This window comes from Microbacterium sp. MYb45 (assembly GCF_002979655.1).
GTDB lineage: Bacteria > Actinomycetota > Actinomycetes > Actinomycetales > Microbacteriaceae > Microbacterium.
Map to the genome: position 1 here is coordinate 997483 of NZ_PCPG01000001.1, position 17157 is coordinate 1014639.

Annotated in this window: 19 protein-coding genes; 4 read left to right on the forward strand and 15 right to left on the reverse strand. The window is 68.8% G+C overall.

The features are described 5' to 3' along the window. Positions 1–33 precede the first annotated feature (33 nt). Positions 34–645, forward strand: a complete 612-nt coding sequence (locus tag CQ034_RS04760; protein ID WP_105710093.1) for an AAA family ATPase — start codon at positions 34–36, stop codon at positions 643–645. On the opposite strand, the gene CQ034_RS04765 is transcribed toward CQ034_RS04760, so the two are convergent. Both CQ034_RS04765 and recO read right to left on the reverse strand, forming a co-directional pair. Then, positions 585–1388, reverse strand: coding sequence for an isoprenyl transferase (locus CQ034_RS04765; RefSeq protein WP_029261730.1), 804 nt, complete (start codon positions 1386–1388; stop codon positions 585–587). The two genes, CQ034_RS04760 and CQ034_RS04765, sit on opposite strands and share 61 nt — an antisense overlap. Beyond that, entirely contained in the window at positions 1385–2128 is a 744-nt protein-coding gene (gene recO / locus CQ034_RS04770; RefSeq protein WP_105710094.1) for a DNA repair protein RecO, read from the reverse strand. The genes CQ034_RS04765 and recO overlap by 4 nt, the downstream gene beginning before the upstream one ends. Positions 2129–2162: 34 nt before the next feature. On the opposite strand from recO, the gene CQ034_RS04775 reads away from it, so the two are divergent. Beyond that, positions 2163–2861: a trimeric intracellular cation channel family protein gene (locus CQ034_RS04775; protein WP_105710095.1), complete on the forward strand. Its 699-nt coding sequence runs from the start codon at positions 2163–2165 to the stop codon at positions 2859–2861. Positions 2862–2961: 100 nt separating this feature from the next. On the opposite strand, the gene leuA is transcribed toward CQ034_RS04775, so the two are convergent. Beyond that, positions 2962–4716, reverse strand: coding sequence for a 2-isopropylmalate synthase (gene leuA, locus CQ034_RS04780; RefSeq protein WP_105710096.1), 1755 nt, complete (start codon positions 4714–4716; stop codon positions 2962–2964). A 193-nt stretch (positions 4717–4909) separates the two neighbouring features. Between leuA and CQ034_RS04785 the strand changes: the two genes are divergently transcribed. Beyond that, a complete protein-coding gene (locus tag CQ034_RS04785) occupies positions 4910–5557 on the forward strand; it encodes a hypothetical protein (protein WP_258134052.1) in 648 nt (215 codons plus the stop codon). 1 nt (position 5558) lies between these two features. On the opposite strand, the gene CQ034_RS04790 is transcribed toward CQ034_RS04785, so the two are convergent. From CQ034_RS04790 to hrcA, 12 genes are all read right to left on the reverse strand, one after another. Beyond that, a complete protein-coding gene (locus tag CQ034_RS04790) occupies positions 5559–6515 on the reverse strand; it encodes an NADP-dependent oxidoreductase (RefSeq protein ID WP_105710365.1) in 957 nt (318 codons plus the stop codon). Between the two features lie 15 nt (positions 6516–6530). Beyond that, positions 6531–7004, reverse strand: coding sequence for a hypothetical protein (locus CQ034_RS04795; protein WP_105710098.1), 474 nt, complete (start codon positions 7002–7004; stop codon positions 6531–6533). Continuing rightward, positions 7001–7981, reverse strand: a complete 981-nt coding sequence (locus tag CQ034_RS04800; RefSeq protein ID WP_105710099.1) for a hypothetical protein — start codon at positions 7979–7981, stop codon at positions 7001–7003. Before CQ034_RS04800 ends, CQ034_RS04795 begins: the two co-directional genes overlap by 4 nt. Then, a complete protein-coding gene (locus CQ034_RS04805; RefSeq protein WP_105710100.1) occupies positions 7974–8501 on the reverse strand; it encodes an RNA polymerase sigma factor in 528 nt (175 codons plus the stop codon). The genes CQ034_RS04800 and CQ034_RS04805 overlap by 8 nt, the downstream gene beginning before the upstream one ends. A gap of 54 nt (positions 8502–8555) precedes the next feature. After that, entirely contained in the window at positions 8556–9452 is an 897-nt protein-coding gene (gene era, locus CQ034_RS04810; protein ID WP_029261719.1) for a GTPase Era, read from the reverse strand. Then, on the reverse strand, positions 9445–10740 hold the full coding sequence (locus CQ034_RS04815; protein ID WP_029261718.1) for a hemolysin family protein: 1296 nt from the start codon (positions 10738–10740) through the stop codon (positions 9445–9447). The genes era and CQ034_RS04815 overlap by 8 nt, the downstream gene beginning before the upstream one ends. Next, positions 10737–11195 (reverse strand): rRNA maturation RNase YbeY, encoded by a 459-nt coding sequence (ybeY, locus tag CQ034_RS04820; RefSeq protein WP_029261717.1) that lies wholly within the window; start codon positions 11193–11195, stop codon positions 10737–10739. The genes CQ034_RS04815 and ybeY overlap by 4 nt, the downstream gene beginning before the upstream one ends. Next, complete coding sequence (locus CQ034_RS04825; protein ID WP_258134104.1) at positions 11192–12217, reverse strand: PhoH family protein; 1026 nt, start codon at positions 12215–12217, stop codon at positions 11192–11194. The genes ybeY and CQ034_RS04825 overlap by 4 nt, the downstream gene beginning before the upstream one ends. 79 nt (positions 12218–12296) lie before the next feature. After that, positions 12297–12647, reverse strand: coding sequence for an HIT domain-containing protein (locus CQ034_RS04830; protein WP_029261715.1), 351 nt, complete (start codon positions 12645–12647; stop codon positions 12297–12299). A gap of 64 nt (positions 12648–12711) precedes the next feature. Then, positions 12712–13440, reverse strand: coding sequence for a 16S rRNA (uracil(1498)-N(3))-methyltransferase (locus CQ034_RS04835; RefSeq protein ID WP_105710101.1), 729 nt, complete (start codon positions 13438–13440; stop codon positions 12712–12714). Positions 13441–13442: 2 nt separating this feature from the next. After that, positions 13443–14558 carry a molecular chaperone DnaJ gene (gene dnaJ / locus CQ034_RS04840; protein ID WP_105710102.1) on the reverse strand — a complete coding sequence of 372 codons (1116 nt, stop codon included), beginning with the start codon at positions 14556–14558 and terminating at the stop codon, positions 13443–13445. 38 nt (positions 14559–14596) lie between these two features. Further along, positions 14597–15628 carry a heat-inducible transcriptional repressor HrcA gene (hrcA, locus tag CQ034_RS04845; RefSeq protein ID WP_091036953.1) on the reverse strand — a complete coding sequence of 344 codons (1032 nt, stop codon included), beginning with the start codon at positions 15626–15628 and terminating at the stop codon, positions 14597–14599. 103 nt (positions 15629–15731) lie between these two features. Between hrcA and CQ034_RS04850 the strand changes: the two genes are divergently transcribed. Beyond that, positions 15732–17150, forward strand: a complete 1419-nt coding sequence (locus CQ034_RS04850; RefSeq protein ID WP_258134054.1) for a carboxylesterase/lipase family protein — start codon at positions 15732–15734, stop codon at positions 17148–17150. Positions 17151–17157: the final 7 nt, after the last annotated feature.

Genomic DNA, 17157 nt, shown 5'->3' on the forward strand with positions numbered 1-17157 from the left:
AGGCGGCGGGCGCGAGATCGATAGGATTCTCGGATGCTCACCGCCGCCGATCCGCTTCCCTTCCGGCCCGAGCGGGTCCTGATCGCCGGTGTCACGGGCTCCGGCAAGACGACTCTCGCGCGCCGCGTCGCCGGAGTGTGGGGGCTGCGCCACGTCGAGATCGACGGCCTGTTCCACGGGCCGGACTGGACTCCGCGGCCCGAGTTCCTCGACGACGTCCGCGCCTTCGCGTCCGAGGACCGCTGGGTCACCGAATGGCAGTACACGAGCAAGGGCACCGACGAGATCATCACGCCGCGTGCCGAACTCGCGATCTGGCTGGACTACCCGTACCGCGTGGTGCGCTCCCGCCTGCTGCGTCGAACGCTTCGCCGCAGCATCCTGCGCACGCGGATGTGGAACGGCAACGTCGAGAAACCGATCTGGCACATGTTCCGCATCGATCCCGACGAGAACATCCTCGCCTGGCAGACCAAGACCCTGGGGCATTGGACCGAGCGGATGCCGGACTACACCCTGCGCTTCCCGCAGCTCACGATCGTCCGGCTCCGGACTCCGCACGAGACCGAGCAGTGGCTCCGGGCTCAGGCGGGTGAGTCAGGGGTGTCGATCGCGCCGCCGAAGCGACGGTCCCGCGACAGGTAGATGCCGATCGCCCGCCAGAGTTCTTCCCGCGAGAAGTCCGGCCAGAGCGTGTCGAGGAACACCATCTCGGCGTAGGCCGACTCCCACAGCAGGAAGTTCGAGGTGCGCTGCTCCCCCGAGCTCCGGAGGAAAAGGTCGACGTCGGGCATGTCCGGCACGTACAGGTTCCGGCGGATCATCTTCTCGGTGATGGCCTTGGGCTTCACGCGGCCGGCCGCGACGTCTTCCGCAATCGCCCGCATCGCGTCGACCAGTTCGACTCTGCCGCCGTAGTTGACGCACATCGTGAGGGTGAGCACGTCGTTGCCGCGGGTGAGCTGTTCGGCGTGCTGCAACTCCTTGATGACGCTGCCCCAGAGCCTCGGCTTGCGGCCGGCCCAGCGGATGCGGACGCCCCACTCGTTGAGCTGGTCACGGCGGCGGTGCAGCACATCGCGGTTGTAGCCCATGAGGAAGCGCACCTCCTCGGGGGACCGCGCCCAGTTCTCGGTCGAGAACGCGTACACGGACAGATGCTTCACCCCGGCCTGGATGGCGCCGGCGACGACGTCGAGCAGCACCTCCTCGCCCGCCTTGTGGCCTTCGATGCGGTTGAGCCCTCGGCGGTTGGCCCAGCGGCCGTTGCCGTCCATGACGATCGCGACGTGCTCGGGCACGGCCCGGAACGCCGGCGGGTGCACACCGGTCCAATCCAGCGGACGATAGGGCACCGCGTCTTTGTGCGTGTAGGGCTTCGGGCTCATCGTGGTCCTTCCGACGAGATGTCCGACACATGGGCGAGCGAGCGGATACCGCGCTCCAGGTGCCACTGGGCGTAAGCGGAGACGAGTCCGGACGCGGCCGCGGTGTCGGCGGGCGGGGACGCATCGATGACGTCCCACTCCCCCGAGATCAAGGCGCGGAGAAGGGTCAGTGTCTTCTCGGCGACGCGGGGGCTGCCGGCCGGCGCGCAGTTGGTGCACACCAGTCCACCCAGCTGCGCGACGAACCGCGCGTGCGGCCCCGGCGTCCCGCAGCGCGCGCACTCGTCGAGCGAGGGCGCCCACCCGGAAAGCGACATGACCCGCAGGAGGTACGAATCGAGGATGCTCCGCGCGACGTGCTCTCCGCGCGACAGTGCCCGCAGCCCGCCCACGAGGAGCAGGTACTGATCGGGGGTCGCCTCGGCATCGCTCAGACGGTCGGCTGTCTCCACCATCGCGTTCGCCGCGGTGAACCGGTCGTAGTGCGCCGCGATGTCCGTGCCGTAGGAGCCGAGCGATTCCGCCTGCTGCACGATGTCGAGCGAGCGCCCCTGATAGAGCTGCACGTCGGCGACCATGAACGGCTCGAGCCTGGCGCCGAACTTCGACGAGGTGCGGCGCACGCCCTTAGCGACCGCGCGCACCTTGCCGTGGCGGCGCGAGAGCATGGTGACGATGCGATCCGCCTCACCGAGCTTGTGAGTGCGCAGGATCACCGCTTCGTCTCGGTAGGTGGGCACCCCTCGATTATCCTCCGTACGGGAGAATGGACGGGTGACCGAACCGCTCTTCACCATTCCGCTGTGGGCGGACCTGCTCGGCGTCGGCCTCGGCGGGGTCCAGGGAGCGATGTTCGCTTCGGGGTTCCAGGGTCAGCGGCGCCTCGACTGGCTCGGCGTCGCGATCATCGGCATCATGATCGGGATGGGCGGCGGTCTGATCCGCGACATCCTGCTCGGGCAGACGCCGGCGACGCTGCAGAACCAGTGGTATCTCGTCACGGCGGCCGGGGCGGCACTCCTGGGCATGCTGCTCGCCGGTCTGTTCACCCGCCTGAACACCGCGATCGTGGTGCTCGACGCGGTGGTCATCGGGATGTTCGGTGCGTTCGGGACGAGCAAAGCTCTCGCCTTCGGCATCCCCGAGGTGCCGGCCGTGTTCATCGGCGTGTGCGCGGCCGTGGGCGGCAGCGTGCTCCGCGACATGCTCATGGGGCTGCCGACCGCGATCATGCACGTCGGGTCGCTCTACGCCGTCGCGGCCGGCGCCGGGTGCACGTTCATCGTCATCGCCGTCGCGCTCGGGATGCCCATCACGATCGCCGCCGTCGCCGGCATCGCCGTGACGACCGTCATCCGCATCCTCGCCGTCACGTTCGACGTCTCCCTGCCGGAGCAGCGCCGGATCTACCGCCGCAAGGTGGCCGCCGAGACGGGCGCCATCGCGATCGTCAAGCCCAGCGCCGACATCTGAGCCTCCGCGTCGGGATTACGGCCACTCGTCCAGTGGGTCTGAACAGGGAATGACGAACGCCCCCTCGGTCGTCACCGAGGGGGCGTTCCTGCGCGGACTGTCAGACCGCCGCGAGCTCCTGCTGCCGCGTGCGGATCGAGCGGTTGACACCCGAGACGATCGCCTTGAGGGATGCCGTCGAGATGTCGCCGTCGATGCCGACGCCCCACAGGCGCTGGTCGCCGACCTGCAGCTCGACGTAGGCCGCGGCCTGTGCGTCGCCTCCGGCGCTGAGGGCGTGCTCCACGTAGTCGTACACGGTGATGTCGAAGCCCTGACCACGTAGCACCTCGACGAACGCCGCCACCGGGCCGTTGCCGTTGCCCGACACCGAGACCTGCTCGTCGTCGTCGCGCAGCACCACGTCGAGCACCACGTCACCGGACATGTCGCTGCGAGTCTGCGTCGCGAGCAGCTCGAACCGTCCCCACTTGGCCGCGGAGTCGTCGGCGGGCAGGTACTCGTCGTTGAAGATCGACCAGATCTGGTCGGACGTGACCTCGCCGCCCTCGGCATCCGTCTTGGCCTGCACGACGCCGGAGAATTCGATCTGGAGCTTGCGCGGCAGATCGATCGCGTGATCCGACTTCAGCAGGTACGCGACGCCGCCCTTGCCGGACTGCGAGTTCACCCGGATGACCGCCTCGTATGAGCGGCCCAGGTCCTTCGGGTCGACCGGCAGGTACGGAACCGCCCACTCGATCTCGTCGACCGTGACGCCCTCGGCGCTCGCCCGGGCCTCCATCGCTTCGAAGCCCTTCTTGATCGCATCCTGGTGCGACCCGCTGAACGCGGTGAAGACCAGGTCGCCCGCCCAGGGGCTGCGCTCCGGCACGGGCAGCTGGTTGCAGTACTCGACCGTGCGCTTGACCTGGTCGATGTCGCTGAAGTCGATCTGCGGGTCGATGCCCTGCGTGAACAGGTTGATGCCCAGCGCCACGATGTCGACGTTGCCCGTGCGCTCGCCGTTGCCGAACAGGCAGCCCTCGATGCGGTCGGCTCCGGCCATGTAGCCGAGCTCGGCGGCGGCGATCGCGGTACCGCGGTCGTTGTGCGGATGCAACGACAGGATGATGTTCTCTCGGTAGTTGAGGTTCCGGCTCATCCACTCGATCGAGTCGGCGTAGACGTTGGGAGAGGCCATCTCGACGGTGGCGGGCAGGTTGATGATCACCTTGCGGTCTGCAGTCGGCTCGAAGACCTCGATCACCTGGTTGCAGATGTCGACCGCGAACTCGAGCTCTGTGCCCGTGTAGCTCTCGGGCGAGTACTCGTAGTAGACCTTCGTGTCCGGGATCGTCTTCTCGAACTTGCGGCACAGGCGCGCACCCTCGAGCGCGATGTCGATGATGCCCTGCTTGTCGGTGCGGAACACGACCTCGCGCTGCAGCACGCTCGTGGAGTTGTACAGGTGCACGATGGCCTGCTTGGCGCCCGCGATCGACTCATACGTGCGCTCGATCAGGTGCTCGCGCGCCTGGGTCAGCACCTGGATGGTGACGTCGTCGGGGATCAGGTTCTCTTCGATGAGCTGGCGGACGAAGTCGAAGTCCGTCTGGCTCGCCGACGGGAAGCCGACCTCGATCTCCTTGTAACCCATGCTGACGAGCAGTTCGAACATCACGCGCTTGCGCTCGGGCGACATCGGGTCGATGAGTGCCTGGTTGCCGTCGCGAAGGTCGACGGCGCACCACCGCGGCGCCTCGGTGATCCGAGCATCCGGCCAGGTACGGTCAGGCAGGTGGACGTTGATCTGCTCGTGGAACGGCCGGTACTTGTGGATCGGCATCGCGGACGGGCGCTGAGTGTTCTGCATGATGGGGCTTCTTCTCTTCGTCAAGATGAACGGGCCAACACAAGCGCCGCGACGAGGAAGGCCCTAGCTTTAGGACTCGTCGCGGCAGCTAAGAAGAAGCAGACCACCGAAAGGCATGTGGTCATGCTAGCAGGGATGGCCCGGCGGTTTCGACGCGTGTGAGACGATCACGCGGCCGGTGACACTCCCCGATATGAGCACATCGCAGCGTCGCCTGATCCTCGCCGTGGCATCGGCCGTCGGACTCCTCGCTTTGACCGCCTGCACCGCGGGACCGGGCGGTTCCGCGGCGCCGACGAGCACGACCGTCCCGTCGGACCAGCGCCTCGAGAACGCACATCCTGAGCCTCCGGAGGGGCGCGTCATCGGGGTGGGCACCGTGCTGGACGACGCAGGCGACGTGGCGTTGTGCATGGGGGCGATCATGGAGTCCTACCCGCCCCAGTGCAGCGGGGTGGCGCTGGACGACTGGACCTGGGACGGCGTCGACGGCAGCGAGACCAGCGGCGACGCGACCTGGGGCGCGTACGCCGTGTATGCCACGTACGACGGCGAGCGGCTCACCCGGACCGACCCGCCGATCATGCTCGCGCTGTACGACACGGTCGCTCCGGAGGATCCGACCGGCGGCGTCGAGGGCTCGACGGCCGAAGACGAGTTGACGCGGGTGCAGGACGACATCTCCGCGCGTCTCGGGACCGATGCCCTCACGGTCGGGACGGATCGAGGCTACGTCTGGCTGCACGTCGTGTGGGATGACGGCACTCTCCAGGATGCGGTGGATGCCGAATACGGCGACGACGTGGTGGTCGTGACCTCCGCCCTGCGCGAGATCGACTGACCTACGGGATCAGGGCGAGTTTCCCGCCAGGGTGGCCGGTCGCCAACACACGATGGGCCTGACGCGCCTCGTCGAGCGGAAAGGTCCGGGCGACGGGCACCACGAGGTCGCCGTTCTGCGCGAGGGCGATCAGCTCACTGCGCACCTCATCGCGGAACCGGGCACTGGCGGGCATCGAGCCGGCGATCGCCTGGATCCCCTCGGCCTCGGCGCGCCCCAGGGCGGCGATGGTGACGATGCGACGGCGATCCGCGACCAGCTCGAGTGACACGTCGACGGCCTCGTCGGTGCCGACGGCGTCGAGCGCTGCGGCCACCGGTCCGGCCGAGACCTCACGGACCCGGTCGGCGAGCCCCGGGCCGTATCGGACGGGCTCTCCCCCGAATCGCCGGACCTCGTCGAACCGGTCGGTGCTCGCGGTGCCGATGACACGGATGCCGCGGAGCCGAGCCTGCTGCAGGACGCTCACGCCGACCGCGCCCGAGGCACCGTGGAGGAGGAGGGTCGCCCCCGGCGCCGCCCCGGTGACCGCGAGCATCTCCGCGGCCGTGGTGCCGACGAGAAGCAGGTTCGCCGCCTCCGGATGCGTGAGCGTGGACGGCTTCGCGAAGACCTTCTCCGCGGGGACCGTGACCGCTGTCGCGTAACCGCCGCGCACCCGGAAAGCGATCACCTCGTCGCCGATCGCCGCTGCACCGGAGCCGATCCGAGTGTCCGGGCCGACCGCGCTGAGCACACCGGACACCTCGTACCCGATCGGAACGGGGAACTCCAGGCCCGACCCGCCGGACGCGACATGCTTCGCGTCGGCGGGGTTCACGCCGGACGCGTGCACTCGGATGGTGACCTCACCGTGCCCGGGTGCCGCCAGTCGCTCCTCGACGAACTCCCACGAATCCGGTCCACCGGGCGCGGTCGCCACCCAGTGCTGCGCCAGCGGCCGTTCCTCGGATGACATCGACTGCGACACGGTTCAGAGGAGGCAGCGGAGGTTGGTGACCGTGCCGGAGACGTTGCTCCAGCTCCCGGCGGCCACGGTCTTCAGGACGGTCGACCCGTTGCGCACCTGGACGGAGCCGGAGCCGCGGGCGTTGGCGACGGACTTGACCGCGAAGCTCGACGGGATCGTATGCACCGCGCACGTGCCGAACGTCAGGGATGCTCCGCCGAGCGAAGTGTTGCTGTAGGCGCAGATCCTGCCGGTGGTGCAGCTCCCGACCGACCACGATGACAAGCCCGAGGCTGCGGGCACGGTGAGCTCCATGTCGAGCTTGGGCCACACCGCGTGCCGCCCGTCGATGACGACACCGCCCGGCACCTCATCGAGCACCGCCGCCACCAGGGGGTCGACCTCACGGTCGTCGTCGACGGCGGCCATGGCGGGGGCCGCCCCCAGCGTCATGACGAGCCCGAGCAGAGCAGCGGCCAGAACCGTGGTGCGTTTCATCGAACGGTCTCCTCATCGAGATCCCACATCTGATACGAGATGATCGCGCCGGCGGGGAACACGTCATCGGCTTTCAGGACCGTGCGTTCGACGCCCACGATCCGCCCCGTGTCGCGCGACACCAGTACCAGGTCGCTCACGGCGCCGTCCGGGGACTGGACACGTACACCGGTCACGGCGCGCCCCAGGCGATCGGTCGTGTTGCCCAGTGCTTCGCCACCACCGGCCTCCTCGAGCAGGAGCAGGAGTTGCGCGTGCTGCGCGTCGGTCAGCGTCCACTGGTCCAGAACAGAGGTGAGCGCCAGCTCGACGTCGTACGCGGTGGGATCTGCCGGCATGCCGAACGCCTCGAGCATCGCCACCATGTCGTCCCGCGTCTCACCGGGCACCGTCGTCCAGGGGGTCTCGAAATCCCCCGGCTCCATCACCAGATCGGTGACGACCTTCCCGCTGCTCGAAACCTCGGCGGCGTTGCTGGCCACCGCGTCAGAGGGATCGTACGGCACTCCGGCGATGATGGTCATCCGCCCGGAGCCGTCCGGTTCCCACACGAGTGTGGAGAGCTGTGGCACGACAGTCGTGGTCTTCGCGTCGACATCGACTTGGAAGCCCCAGGAGGCCGTCCTGACGGTTCGCATCGGCACCGTCGGCCCCGGTGTCTCGGCAAGAGCCGTCTCCGCGTCGTCGACGATCTGAGCGACAGTGCTCGACCCACTGAACTCGAGCGGTGCGGGAGTGCCTGCCACGGCGGCGCCCTGCGGAGAGAGCACCCCGATCACCAGGGCGGTGGAAGCGGCGACGGCCGTGATCCCACCCGCCCAGCCGAGCGTCCGCACCCGACGGCGCTTCGGTGCGACATCGCGTCGGAGGATGCGGTCCCGGGTCGCGAGAGCACGGGCGTCGGGCGGTGCGTCACGTGGCGTCGGTGCAGGGTCGGCGTCGATCAGCATCCGCTCGAGCACGGCGTTGTCAGTCATCACCCGTCATCAGCCCCTCCAGGCCCAGCTCATCACGCAGACGACCCTGCGCGACGCCCAGCGTCTTTCGCACTCGGGACTCAGAAGCGCGCAGCAATTCCGCGATCTCCCCCACCGCGAGTCCATCCCAGTACGTGAGCATGATGATACGCCGTTGTACCGGAGTGAGGACACCCAAAGCTCGGATGACTACCAGGCGGGCCGTCAGCCCCGGCTGTTCGTCGGCGCCGGACACTCCGCTGTGCACGGCGTCGACGGCGCCGTTCGGCATCGACGACGGACGAGAACGAGAGCGCAGACGCCGATCGGCGGCACGGAGCAACCAGACCCGACCGGGCGGTCGAGCCGGCCTCAACCGGGACCAGGCATGCAGGAACACCTCGGAGACGATCTCGGTGATTTCCTCCTCGTCGCCGACGACGCCCTCGATGTGGTGCCGTACCGCCGCCCAGTGAGCGTCGAAGACTCGGGTGAAGACCTCGTTCCGCAGCGGATTCGGGTCATCGCTGCGGAAGCTCATGTCTGCGGGGTCGGCGGCCTTCCCGCCGCCATCGACGTGTGACCGGGCCTCATCTCAGAAGCCGAGCCTGCCGAGCTGTTTCGGGTCGCGCTGCCATTCCTTCGCGACCTTGACATGCAGGCCGAGGAACACGCGGGTGCCCACCAGCGCCTCGATGCCGACGCGGGCACGCGCGCCGACCTCGCTCAGTCGCTTGCCCTTGTGCCCGATGATGATCGCCTTCTGGCTGTCGCGCTCGACGACGATCGACGCGTGCACGTCGGTGAGGTCGGTGCCCTCGCGCGGCGCGATGTCGTCGATCACGACCGCGATCGAGTGCGGGAGTTCGTCGCGCACCCCCTCGAGGGCCGCCTCGCGGATCATCTCGGCGATGCGGTCCTCCTGCGACTCGTCGGTCGTGATGCCCTCCGGATACAGGGCGGGGCCCTTCGGCATCAGCAGCAGGATCTCGTCGGACAGGACGTCGAGCTGGTCCCTGGTGAGCGCGGACAGCGGGATCACCGCGGACCAGTCTTCACGCAGCGCGTCGACCTCCAGCAGACGCTCGGTGATCTCGTCGCGGGCCGCGACATCGGTCTTCGTCACGATCGCGATCTTCTTGGCGCGGGGATAGCCGTCGAGCGACGCGGCGATGCGGCGATCACCCGGGCCGACCTTCTCATTCGCCGGCACGCAGAACCCGATGACGTCGACGTCGCCGAGCACCTGCTCCACCAGGTCGTTCAGCCGTTCACCGAGCAGTGTCCGCGGCTTGTGGATTCCGGGGGTGTCGACGATGACGAGCTGCCCCTCCGGACGATTCACGATGCCGCGGATCGCTCGACGTGTGGTCTGCGGCTTCTCGCTGGTGATGGCGATCTTCTCGCCGACGAGTGCGTTCGTCAGCGTCGACTTGCCGACGTTGGGGCGGCCGACGAAGGTCACGAACCCGCTTCGGGTGTCGTCAGTCATCGTGTCGATCTCCTTCATCCTGCGAAGCGTCAGGGTCCCCTGCCGCACGTTCCACGAACACCGTCGCGATCCCGCGACCTCGGCCACGAGAGGCTCCTCCGGTGAGGACCAGGCCCTCCACCGTCGCCGTCGCCCCGGGTTGCGGGACCTGTCCCAGCGCCTTGCCGAGCAGACCGCCGATCGAGTCGACATCCTCGTCCTCGAGTTCGAGACCGAAGAGGTCGCCCACGTCCTCCAGGGAGAGACGGGCACTCACGCGGTAGCGTCCGTGACCGAGATCGACGAACTCTGCGGATACCTGATCGTACTCGTCGGAGATCTCGCCGACGAGTTCCTCGATCAGGTCCTCGAGGGTCACCAGGCCGGAGATGCCACCGTGCTCGTCGATCACGAGGCACACGTGCACGGCGTCGCGCTTCATCTGCTGCAGGAGCGTCTCGGCGCGCATCGACTCGGGCACGAAGGTCGCCGGTCGCGCGATCGGCCGGATGGATGCGGCGCGCCAGGCACTGTCGTCGCGATACGCGAACTGCACGAGGTCCTTGAGGTACAGCACACCCACCACGTCGTCCGCGTCGTCGTCCACGACGGGCATCCGGGAGACCCCGCGGTTCAGGAACAGGGACATCGCCTCGTCCGTCGTGGCGGTGGCATCGACGGTCACCATCTCCGTCCGCGGCACCATGACGGCGCGGACGAACTGGTCCGTGAAGTCGAACACCGAGTGGATGAGGTCGCGGTCGTCCTCCTCGATCAGATCGTTCGAGGCCGCCTCATCGACCATGCTGAGCAGCTGGTCCTCGCTGGCGAAGGAGCTCCGGCCCGTGCCGGGTGTGACCTTGTTGCCCAGCACGACGAGCCCCTGCGCGAGCGGTCCGAGAAAGATGCGGAGCCCTCGGACGATCGAGGCCGTACCGCGGATCATTCCCTCGGCGTGCTGGCGACCGAACGACCGCGGGCTCGCGCCGACGAGCACGAAGGTGATCGCCGTCATCAGCAGAGCGGCGGCGAGCATCGCCCACCAGTTGTTGTCGATGAGCATGGTGAAGGCGACCGTCACCAGCACCGCAGCGGTCACCTCGGCGAGCACGCGGATGAACGCGACCGCGTTCACGTGCGCGTCGAGATCGGCGGCGATCCGTCCCAGCGCCTTGGCCCGGCGTCCCTCGGTCGCCATGTCGGCGAGATTGGCGCGGGAAGCGACACCGTAGGCGGCGTCGATCGCCGCCATGAGACCGCCGAACGCCACCAGCAGGACGGCGGCGATGAGAAGGAGGGCGGCCGTCATCGGCGGCGTTCAGCCGCGGCGAAGCCCTGGATCAGTTCCTTCTGCAGTCCGAACATCTCACGCTCCTCGTCGGGCTCGGCGTGATCGAATCCGAGAAGGTGCAGAAGGCCGTGGGTGGTGAGCAGGATCAGCTCGTCCATCAGGGTGTGACGCGCGGCCTGAGCCTGTGCCTCCGCCACCTGCGGGCACAGCACGATGTCGCCGAGGAGACCGGGAGCGGTGGGGCGGTCCTCCGTGCCCGGACGCAGTTCGTCCATCGGGAAGCTGAGCACGTCGGTGGGGCCGGGCTCGTCCATCCACTGCACGTGGAGTGCCTCCATGGCGCCCTCGTCGACGAGGACGATCGCCACCTCGGCGTCCGGGCTGACGTGCAGCTGCGCCAGGTTGTAGTCCGTGAGTCGCTGCAGCACGGTCTCGTCGACGTCGATGGCCGACTCGTTGTTGATCTCGATCATGAGAGTCCTCGTTTCGGCATGCGGTCACGTGGTCCGGGGCGCTGCGCTCCCCTGCGGTCGGCGCGATTGGCGAACTCCGCCGCCTGCTCGCGCTCGAAGCGCTGCGCCGTGCGCTTCTCGTCGTACTCGCTGTACGCGTCGACGATGCGTCCGACCAGCGAGTGACGGACGACGTCGTCGCTGGTGAGTCGCGAGAAGTGGATGTCGTCGATGCCGTCGAGCACGCGCGTGACCAGACGCAGTCCGGAGGAGCCCTGCGGGAGGTCGACCTGGGTGATGTCGCCCGTCACGACCATGCGCGTGCCGAAGCCGAGGCGCGTGAGGAACATCTTCATCTGCTCGGGTGTGGTGTTCTGCGCCTCGTCGAGCACGACGAACGAATCGTTCAGGGTACGCCCGCGCATGTACGCGAGAGGGGCGACCTCGATGGTCCCGGTGGCCATCAGGCGCGGCACGATCTCGGGGTCCATCATCTCGTTGAGCGCGTCGTACAGCGGTCGCAGGTACGGATCGATCTTGTCGGTCAGCGTGCCGGGGAGGAACCCGAGGCGCTCTCCCGCTTCGACGGCGGGACGGGTGAGGATGATGCGCGTGACTTCCTTGCGCTGCAGCGCCTGGACGGCCTTCGCCATCGCCAGATAGGTCTTGCCCGTGCCGGCAGGGCCGATGCCGAAGACGATCGTGTTCTCCTCGATCGCGTCGACGTACTCCTTCTGCCCGAGAGTCTTGGGACGGATCACCTTGCCGCGAGTGGTCAGGATCGCCTCGCCCAGCACCTCACTCGGACGGGGACCCCCCTCTTGGCGCAGCATGCGGGCCGAGCTGGAGACGTCGCTCGGAGCCAGGTCATGGCCGGCTCTGGTCATGGCGAGCAGCTCTTCGACCAGCGCCTTGGCTTTCGCGACCGCATCCACGTCGCCGCCGAGAGTGATCTCGTTGCCGCGCACGAGCACCTGGACGTCAGGGTGCTCCTTCTCGAGCATCCGCAGCAGGCGGTCCTGCGGGCCGAGGAGCTGCACCATGGCGACGCCATCGGCATAGATCTTCTCGACGGCCTCGGGCGGTCGACCGCCCAGGCTGCGTTCCTGCGGTTCGTTGTTGTCAGGCACCGACGCTCTTCTCGGTCAATCCCCCGGCCAGCACATGGGCATGGACGTGGAAAACGGTCTGTCCGGCGTTCGTGCCGGTGTTGAAGACGAGGCGGAAGTCGCCGTCGTCGGTGTGCTCGGCGGCCAGCTTCCCGGCGAACGCCACCATCTCCGCCAGCAGGGACGGATCCCCTGCGGCGAGCTCGGTGACATCGCGGTACTCCGCGGTCTTCGGCACCACGAGGAGATGCACCGGTGCCTGCGGGGCGATGTCACGCAGTGCGAACAGGCGGTCGGTCTCGCCGAGGATCTCGGCAGGGATCTCCCCGTTCAGAATGCGCGTGAAGATCGAGGGTTCCGTCATGCGATCAAGTCTACTGATCGCCGCGTCCCCAGCGGCCTGACGCCGTGGGCGGCCGGAACGCAGCTCACCAGCGGCCGAGCGCGACCGACAGCACGGCGATCGCCGCCGGGCCCGCCGTCGACGTCCGCAGCACCGTGTCGCCCAGGAGCACTCTTTCGGCGCCCGCAGCTGTCAGCCGGTCGAGTTCTTCCTCGGCGATCCCGCCTTCCGGCCCCACGACCAGCACCAGATCGCGATCGTCGGCCGAGATCTCGGAGAGGCGCACGGATGCGGTGGGGTCGAGGAGCAGCACGCGCTGCGAGGTCGCCCGCTCGGCGAGCTGCGTCGTCGAGACCGGTGCGGTGACCTCGGGCACCCAGGCCCGATGGGCTTGCTTCGCGGCCTCGCGCACGATGGTCGCCCACCGTTCGCGACCTTTGACCGCCTTCGGTCCCTCCCAGCGGGAGACGCTGCGGCTCGCCTGCCACGGCACGATCTCGTCGACGCCGAGCTCGCACGCCGCCTGCACGGCCAGCTCGTCGCGGTCGCCCTTCGCGAGCGCCTGGACCAGAACGATCCGAGGGCTCGGAGCCGGATGCTCGACGCGGTCGGAGATCCGCACCTCGACGCGGGTCGGGGACACCTCTTCGGCCGCACCGATCAGCCACACGCCCGCGCCGTCGCCGACCGTGACCGCCTCGCCGACCCGCAGGCGCCGCACGACGGCGGCATGCTTCGCCTCAGCGCCGGTCAACGACACGAGGTCGCCGACTCCGGCATCCGTCGACGACTCGACCAGGAAGTGCAGCGCCATGATCAGTGGCTGCGGAAACGGTCGCGGAGCTTCGAGAAGAGACCGGGCTGGAACTGCGCGAGCTGCGGATCCGGAGCCTTGGTCTTCTTCGCGAAGTCCTCGATCAGCGCCCGCTGCGCGGAGTCCAGCCGGGTGGGCGTCAGCACCTGCACGCCGACGCGCAGGTCTCCGCGCTGGGTGCCCCGGAGCGGGGTGATGCCACGCCCCTTGATGGTGAGCACGTCGCCGGACTGCACGCCCGCGCGGATCTCGAGGTCGACCTCGCCGTCGAGCCCCTGGATCGTGGTCTCGGTGCCGAGGATGGCGTCGGTCATCGACACCTCGAGCGTGGCGAGCAGGTCATCGCCCTCACGACTGAAAGCGGGGTGGGCGTTGACCGTGACCTCGACGTACAGGTCGCCGTTCGGGCCGCCCGCCTTGCCGACCTCGCCCGAGCCGGGCAGCTGAAGGCGAAGGCCGGTCTCGACGCCGGCGGGGATGTCGAGCGAGACCGTGCGACGCGAGCGCACGCGGCCCTGGCCTCCGCAGGTGCCGCACGGGAACGGGATGGTGGTGCCGTAGCCCTCGCACGTGCCGCAGGGCTGAGAGGTGACGACGTTGCCGAGCAGGCTGCGCACCTGACGCTGCACGTGTCCGGAGCCGCCGCAGATGTCGCAGGTGACGGGGGACGTACCCTCCTGGCAACAGGAGCCCTGGCACGTCTCGCACAGCACGGCGGTGTCGACGTCGATGTCGCGGTGCGCGCCGAAGACGACGTCACCGAGGTCGAGCGTGACACGCACGAGAGCATCCTGTCCGCGCTCCCGGCGCGAACGGGGTCGTGCGCCGCGACCGCCGCCCTGGGAGGCACCGAAGAACGTCTCGAAGATGTCGCCGAACCCGCCGAATCCGCCGAAGTTGCCAGCGGCGCCGTCTCCTCCGCCCATGTCGTAGCGGCGCCGCGACTCGTCGTCGCTCAGCACGTCATACGCGTGCGTGACGAGCTTGAACTTCTCCGCCGCATCCTCACCGGGATTCACATCCGGATGCAGCTGTCGCGCGAGGCGCCGATACGCCTTCTTGATCTCGTCGGTGGAAGCGTCTCGGGACACCCCGAGAACCTCATAGTGGTCCGCCACAATCGCCTTTCTGCGTGTGTCTTCCGGTCGCGACCGCGTCAGCGGCCGGCCTCGTCTTCGTCGAGCATCCGCGACAGGTAGCGGGCGACCGCCCGCGCCGCCGCGAGATTGCTCGGATAATCCATCCGCGTCGGCCCCATCACGCCGACGCGCGCGGTGCCGCTGGGCGCCGCGTAGTTGCTGGCGACGATCGATGCCTCGCCGAGGCCGAACGGCGCGTTCTCGGTGCCGATGCTGGCCGCGAGCCCGTGCTCGTCGGTCACCATCTCACTCATCAGCCGCAGCAGGGTCACCTGCTCCTCGATCGCCTCGAGGAGCGGATGGATGCTGCCGCGGAAGTCCTGTTCGCGACGGGCCAGGGTGGCTGCTCCCGCCATCACCAGACGCTCTTGGCGGAAACCGCTGAGCTCGTCCATGACGACGCTCGCGATCGCGCGCAGCACGTGATCCTTCGGCGCGTCCTGAACGGCGAGCAGTGCCTGCAGCCGGTCGGAGGCCTCGCCGATGCCGTGACCGGTGATCAAGGCGGCCATGCGCGCGCGCAGCACCGCCATCTCGGCCTCGTCGATGGCCTCCGGCAGCTGGGCCACGCGTTGCGACACACCGCCGGCGTCCGTCACGAGGACGATCAGGAGACGATTGGGGGCCAACGCCACCAGCTCGACGTGCGTGACGTGAGCACGTGCGAACGAGGGGTACTGCGCGAGCGCCACCTGACCGGTGAGCTGCGTCAGCACCCGCACGGTGCGCACCATCAGGTCGTCGAGGTCAGCGGGCTCGCCGAGGAACGACTCGATCGCCGAGCGCTGCGCGGACGAGAGCGGCCGCAGCTGCGCCAGGTGATTCACGAAGACGCGGTAGCCCTTGTCGGTCGGCACCCGACCGGACGAGGTGTGCGGCGCCGTGATGAGCTCTTCGTCCTCGAGCAGCGCCATGTCGTTGCGGATCGTCGCCGCCGAGACGCCGAAGGAGTGCCGGTCGACGATGGAACGGCTGCCGACGGGTTCGTGGGTCTCGACGTAGTCCTGCACGATCGCGCGGAGAACCTGGAGTCCTCGCTCTGTGACCATCGCCCTTCCCTTCCGCTGGCACTCGGACGTTCAGAGTGCCAATCCTACCCCGTGCAGCTCGGGATTCTCCGTAGCGCGGATGCGCGACCCTAGGATGACGCTCATGACCTCCTCCCCCCGGGCCACCCTGTCCAGCGGCACCGTCCGCGGCTCCGAGGAGGAAGGGATCGTCCGGTTCCTCGGCATGCCCTACGCCGCGCCGCCCTTCGGCGAGAACAGGTTCCGCGCCCCGCAACCGGTGCCGGCGTGGGAGGGCATCCGTGAGGCGACGCAGTTCGGCCCCACGGCACCCCAGCTTCCCTACGCCGGCGCGATCGGCGAGCTCCTCGGCTCCGTGCGCATCGACGGTGAGGACATCCTCACGGCCAATGTCTGGGCACCGTCCGGGGCCTCCGCGGCGCCGGTGCTCCTGTGGATCCACGGCGGGGCGCTGGAACGGGGCACCGCTGCTCTGCCCCTCTACGACGGCACGGTCTTCGCGAAAGCGGGGATCGTGTTCGTCTCCATCAATTACCGCCTGGGCTCGGAGGGTTTCTCGGTACTCGAAGGTGCACCGAGAAACCTCGGACTGCGCGACGCCGCTGCGGCGCTGGAGTGGGTGCACCGCGAGATCTCCGCGTTCGGCGGTGATCCCGCGCAGATCACCGCGATGGGAGAATCCGCCGGCGGGGCGATCGTCGCCGGGCTCCTCGCGCGCGACGAATCCCGCGAGCTGATCCATCGGGCGATCATCGAATCCGGACCGTTGGCTGCACAGCCGGCGAAGAAGGCGGGACGGGTGACCGCACGGCTCGCGAAGCACCTCGGAGTCCGGGCGGACCGTGACTCGTTCGCCGCGCTCTCACCCGGTCAGCTGCTCGAGGCGCGGAAAGCCCAGTCCGCAGGCTCGTCCCCGTTGGGCGGAGCTCCCGGCTTCCAGTTCGCGATCGACCCGGAGAGCCTGCCGCGCTCACCGCACGAGGTGCTCGGCGACATCGACACGCCCCTCCTGATCGGCAGCAACACCGACGAGTACCGGTTGTGGTTCCCGCCCGCGGCTCTGGCCGGCATCAGCGAGCTGAAGCTGCAGGCGGCGCGGATCCTCTCCCGCATCCCGCAGCGCGCGGTGCGCGAGTACCGCTCGGCCTTCCCCGGGGCGAACACCGGCGAGGTGTTCGGGCAGCTCGTCACGGACATGCTGCTGCGGGCGCCACTGAGTCGCCTGGCGGCTGCGCGGCCGGAGCGCACGCACGTGTACGAGTTCGCGTGGCAGAGTCCGGTTCGCGATCTGCGGGCCGCGCATGCACTCGAGCTCGGCTTCGTCTTCGATCGGCTCGCGGACGACGAGACGGTGCGCTTGGCGGGCCACGACGCGCCGCAGACGCTTGCGTACGAGATGAACGCGGCCTGGGTGGGATTCGTCACGAACGGCGACCCCGGCTGGCCGGCGTACGGGCCCGGCCGACAGACGCGCATCTTCGACACCACGAGCGCGACGCTGCCGCAGCGCCGGACCGCGGGGATGGACCTGCTCCCGGGCTGAGCCCGCC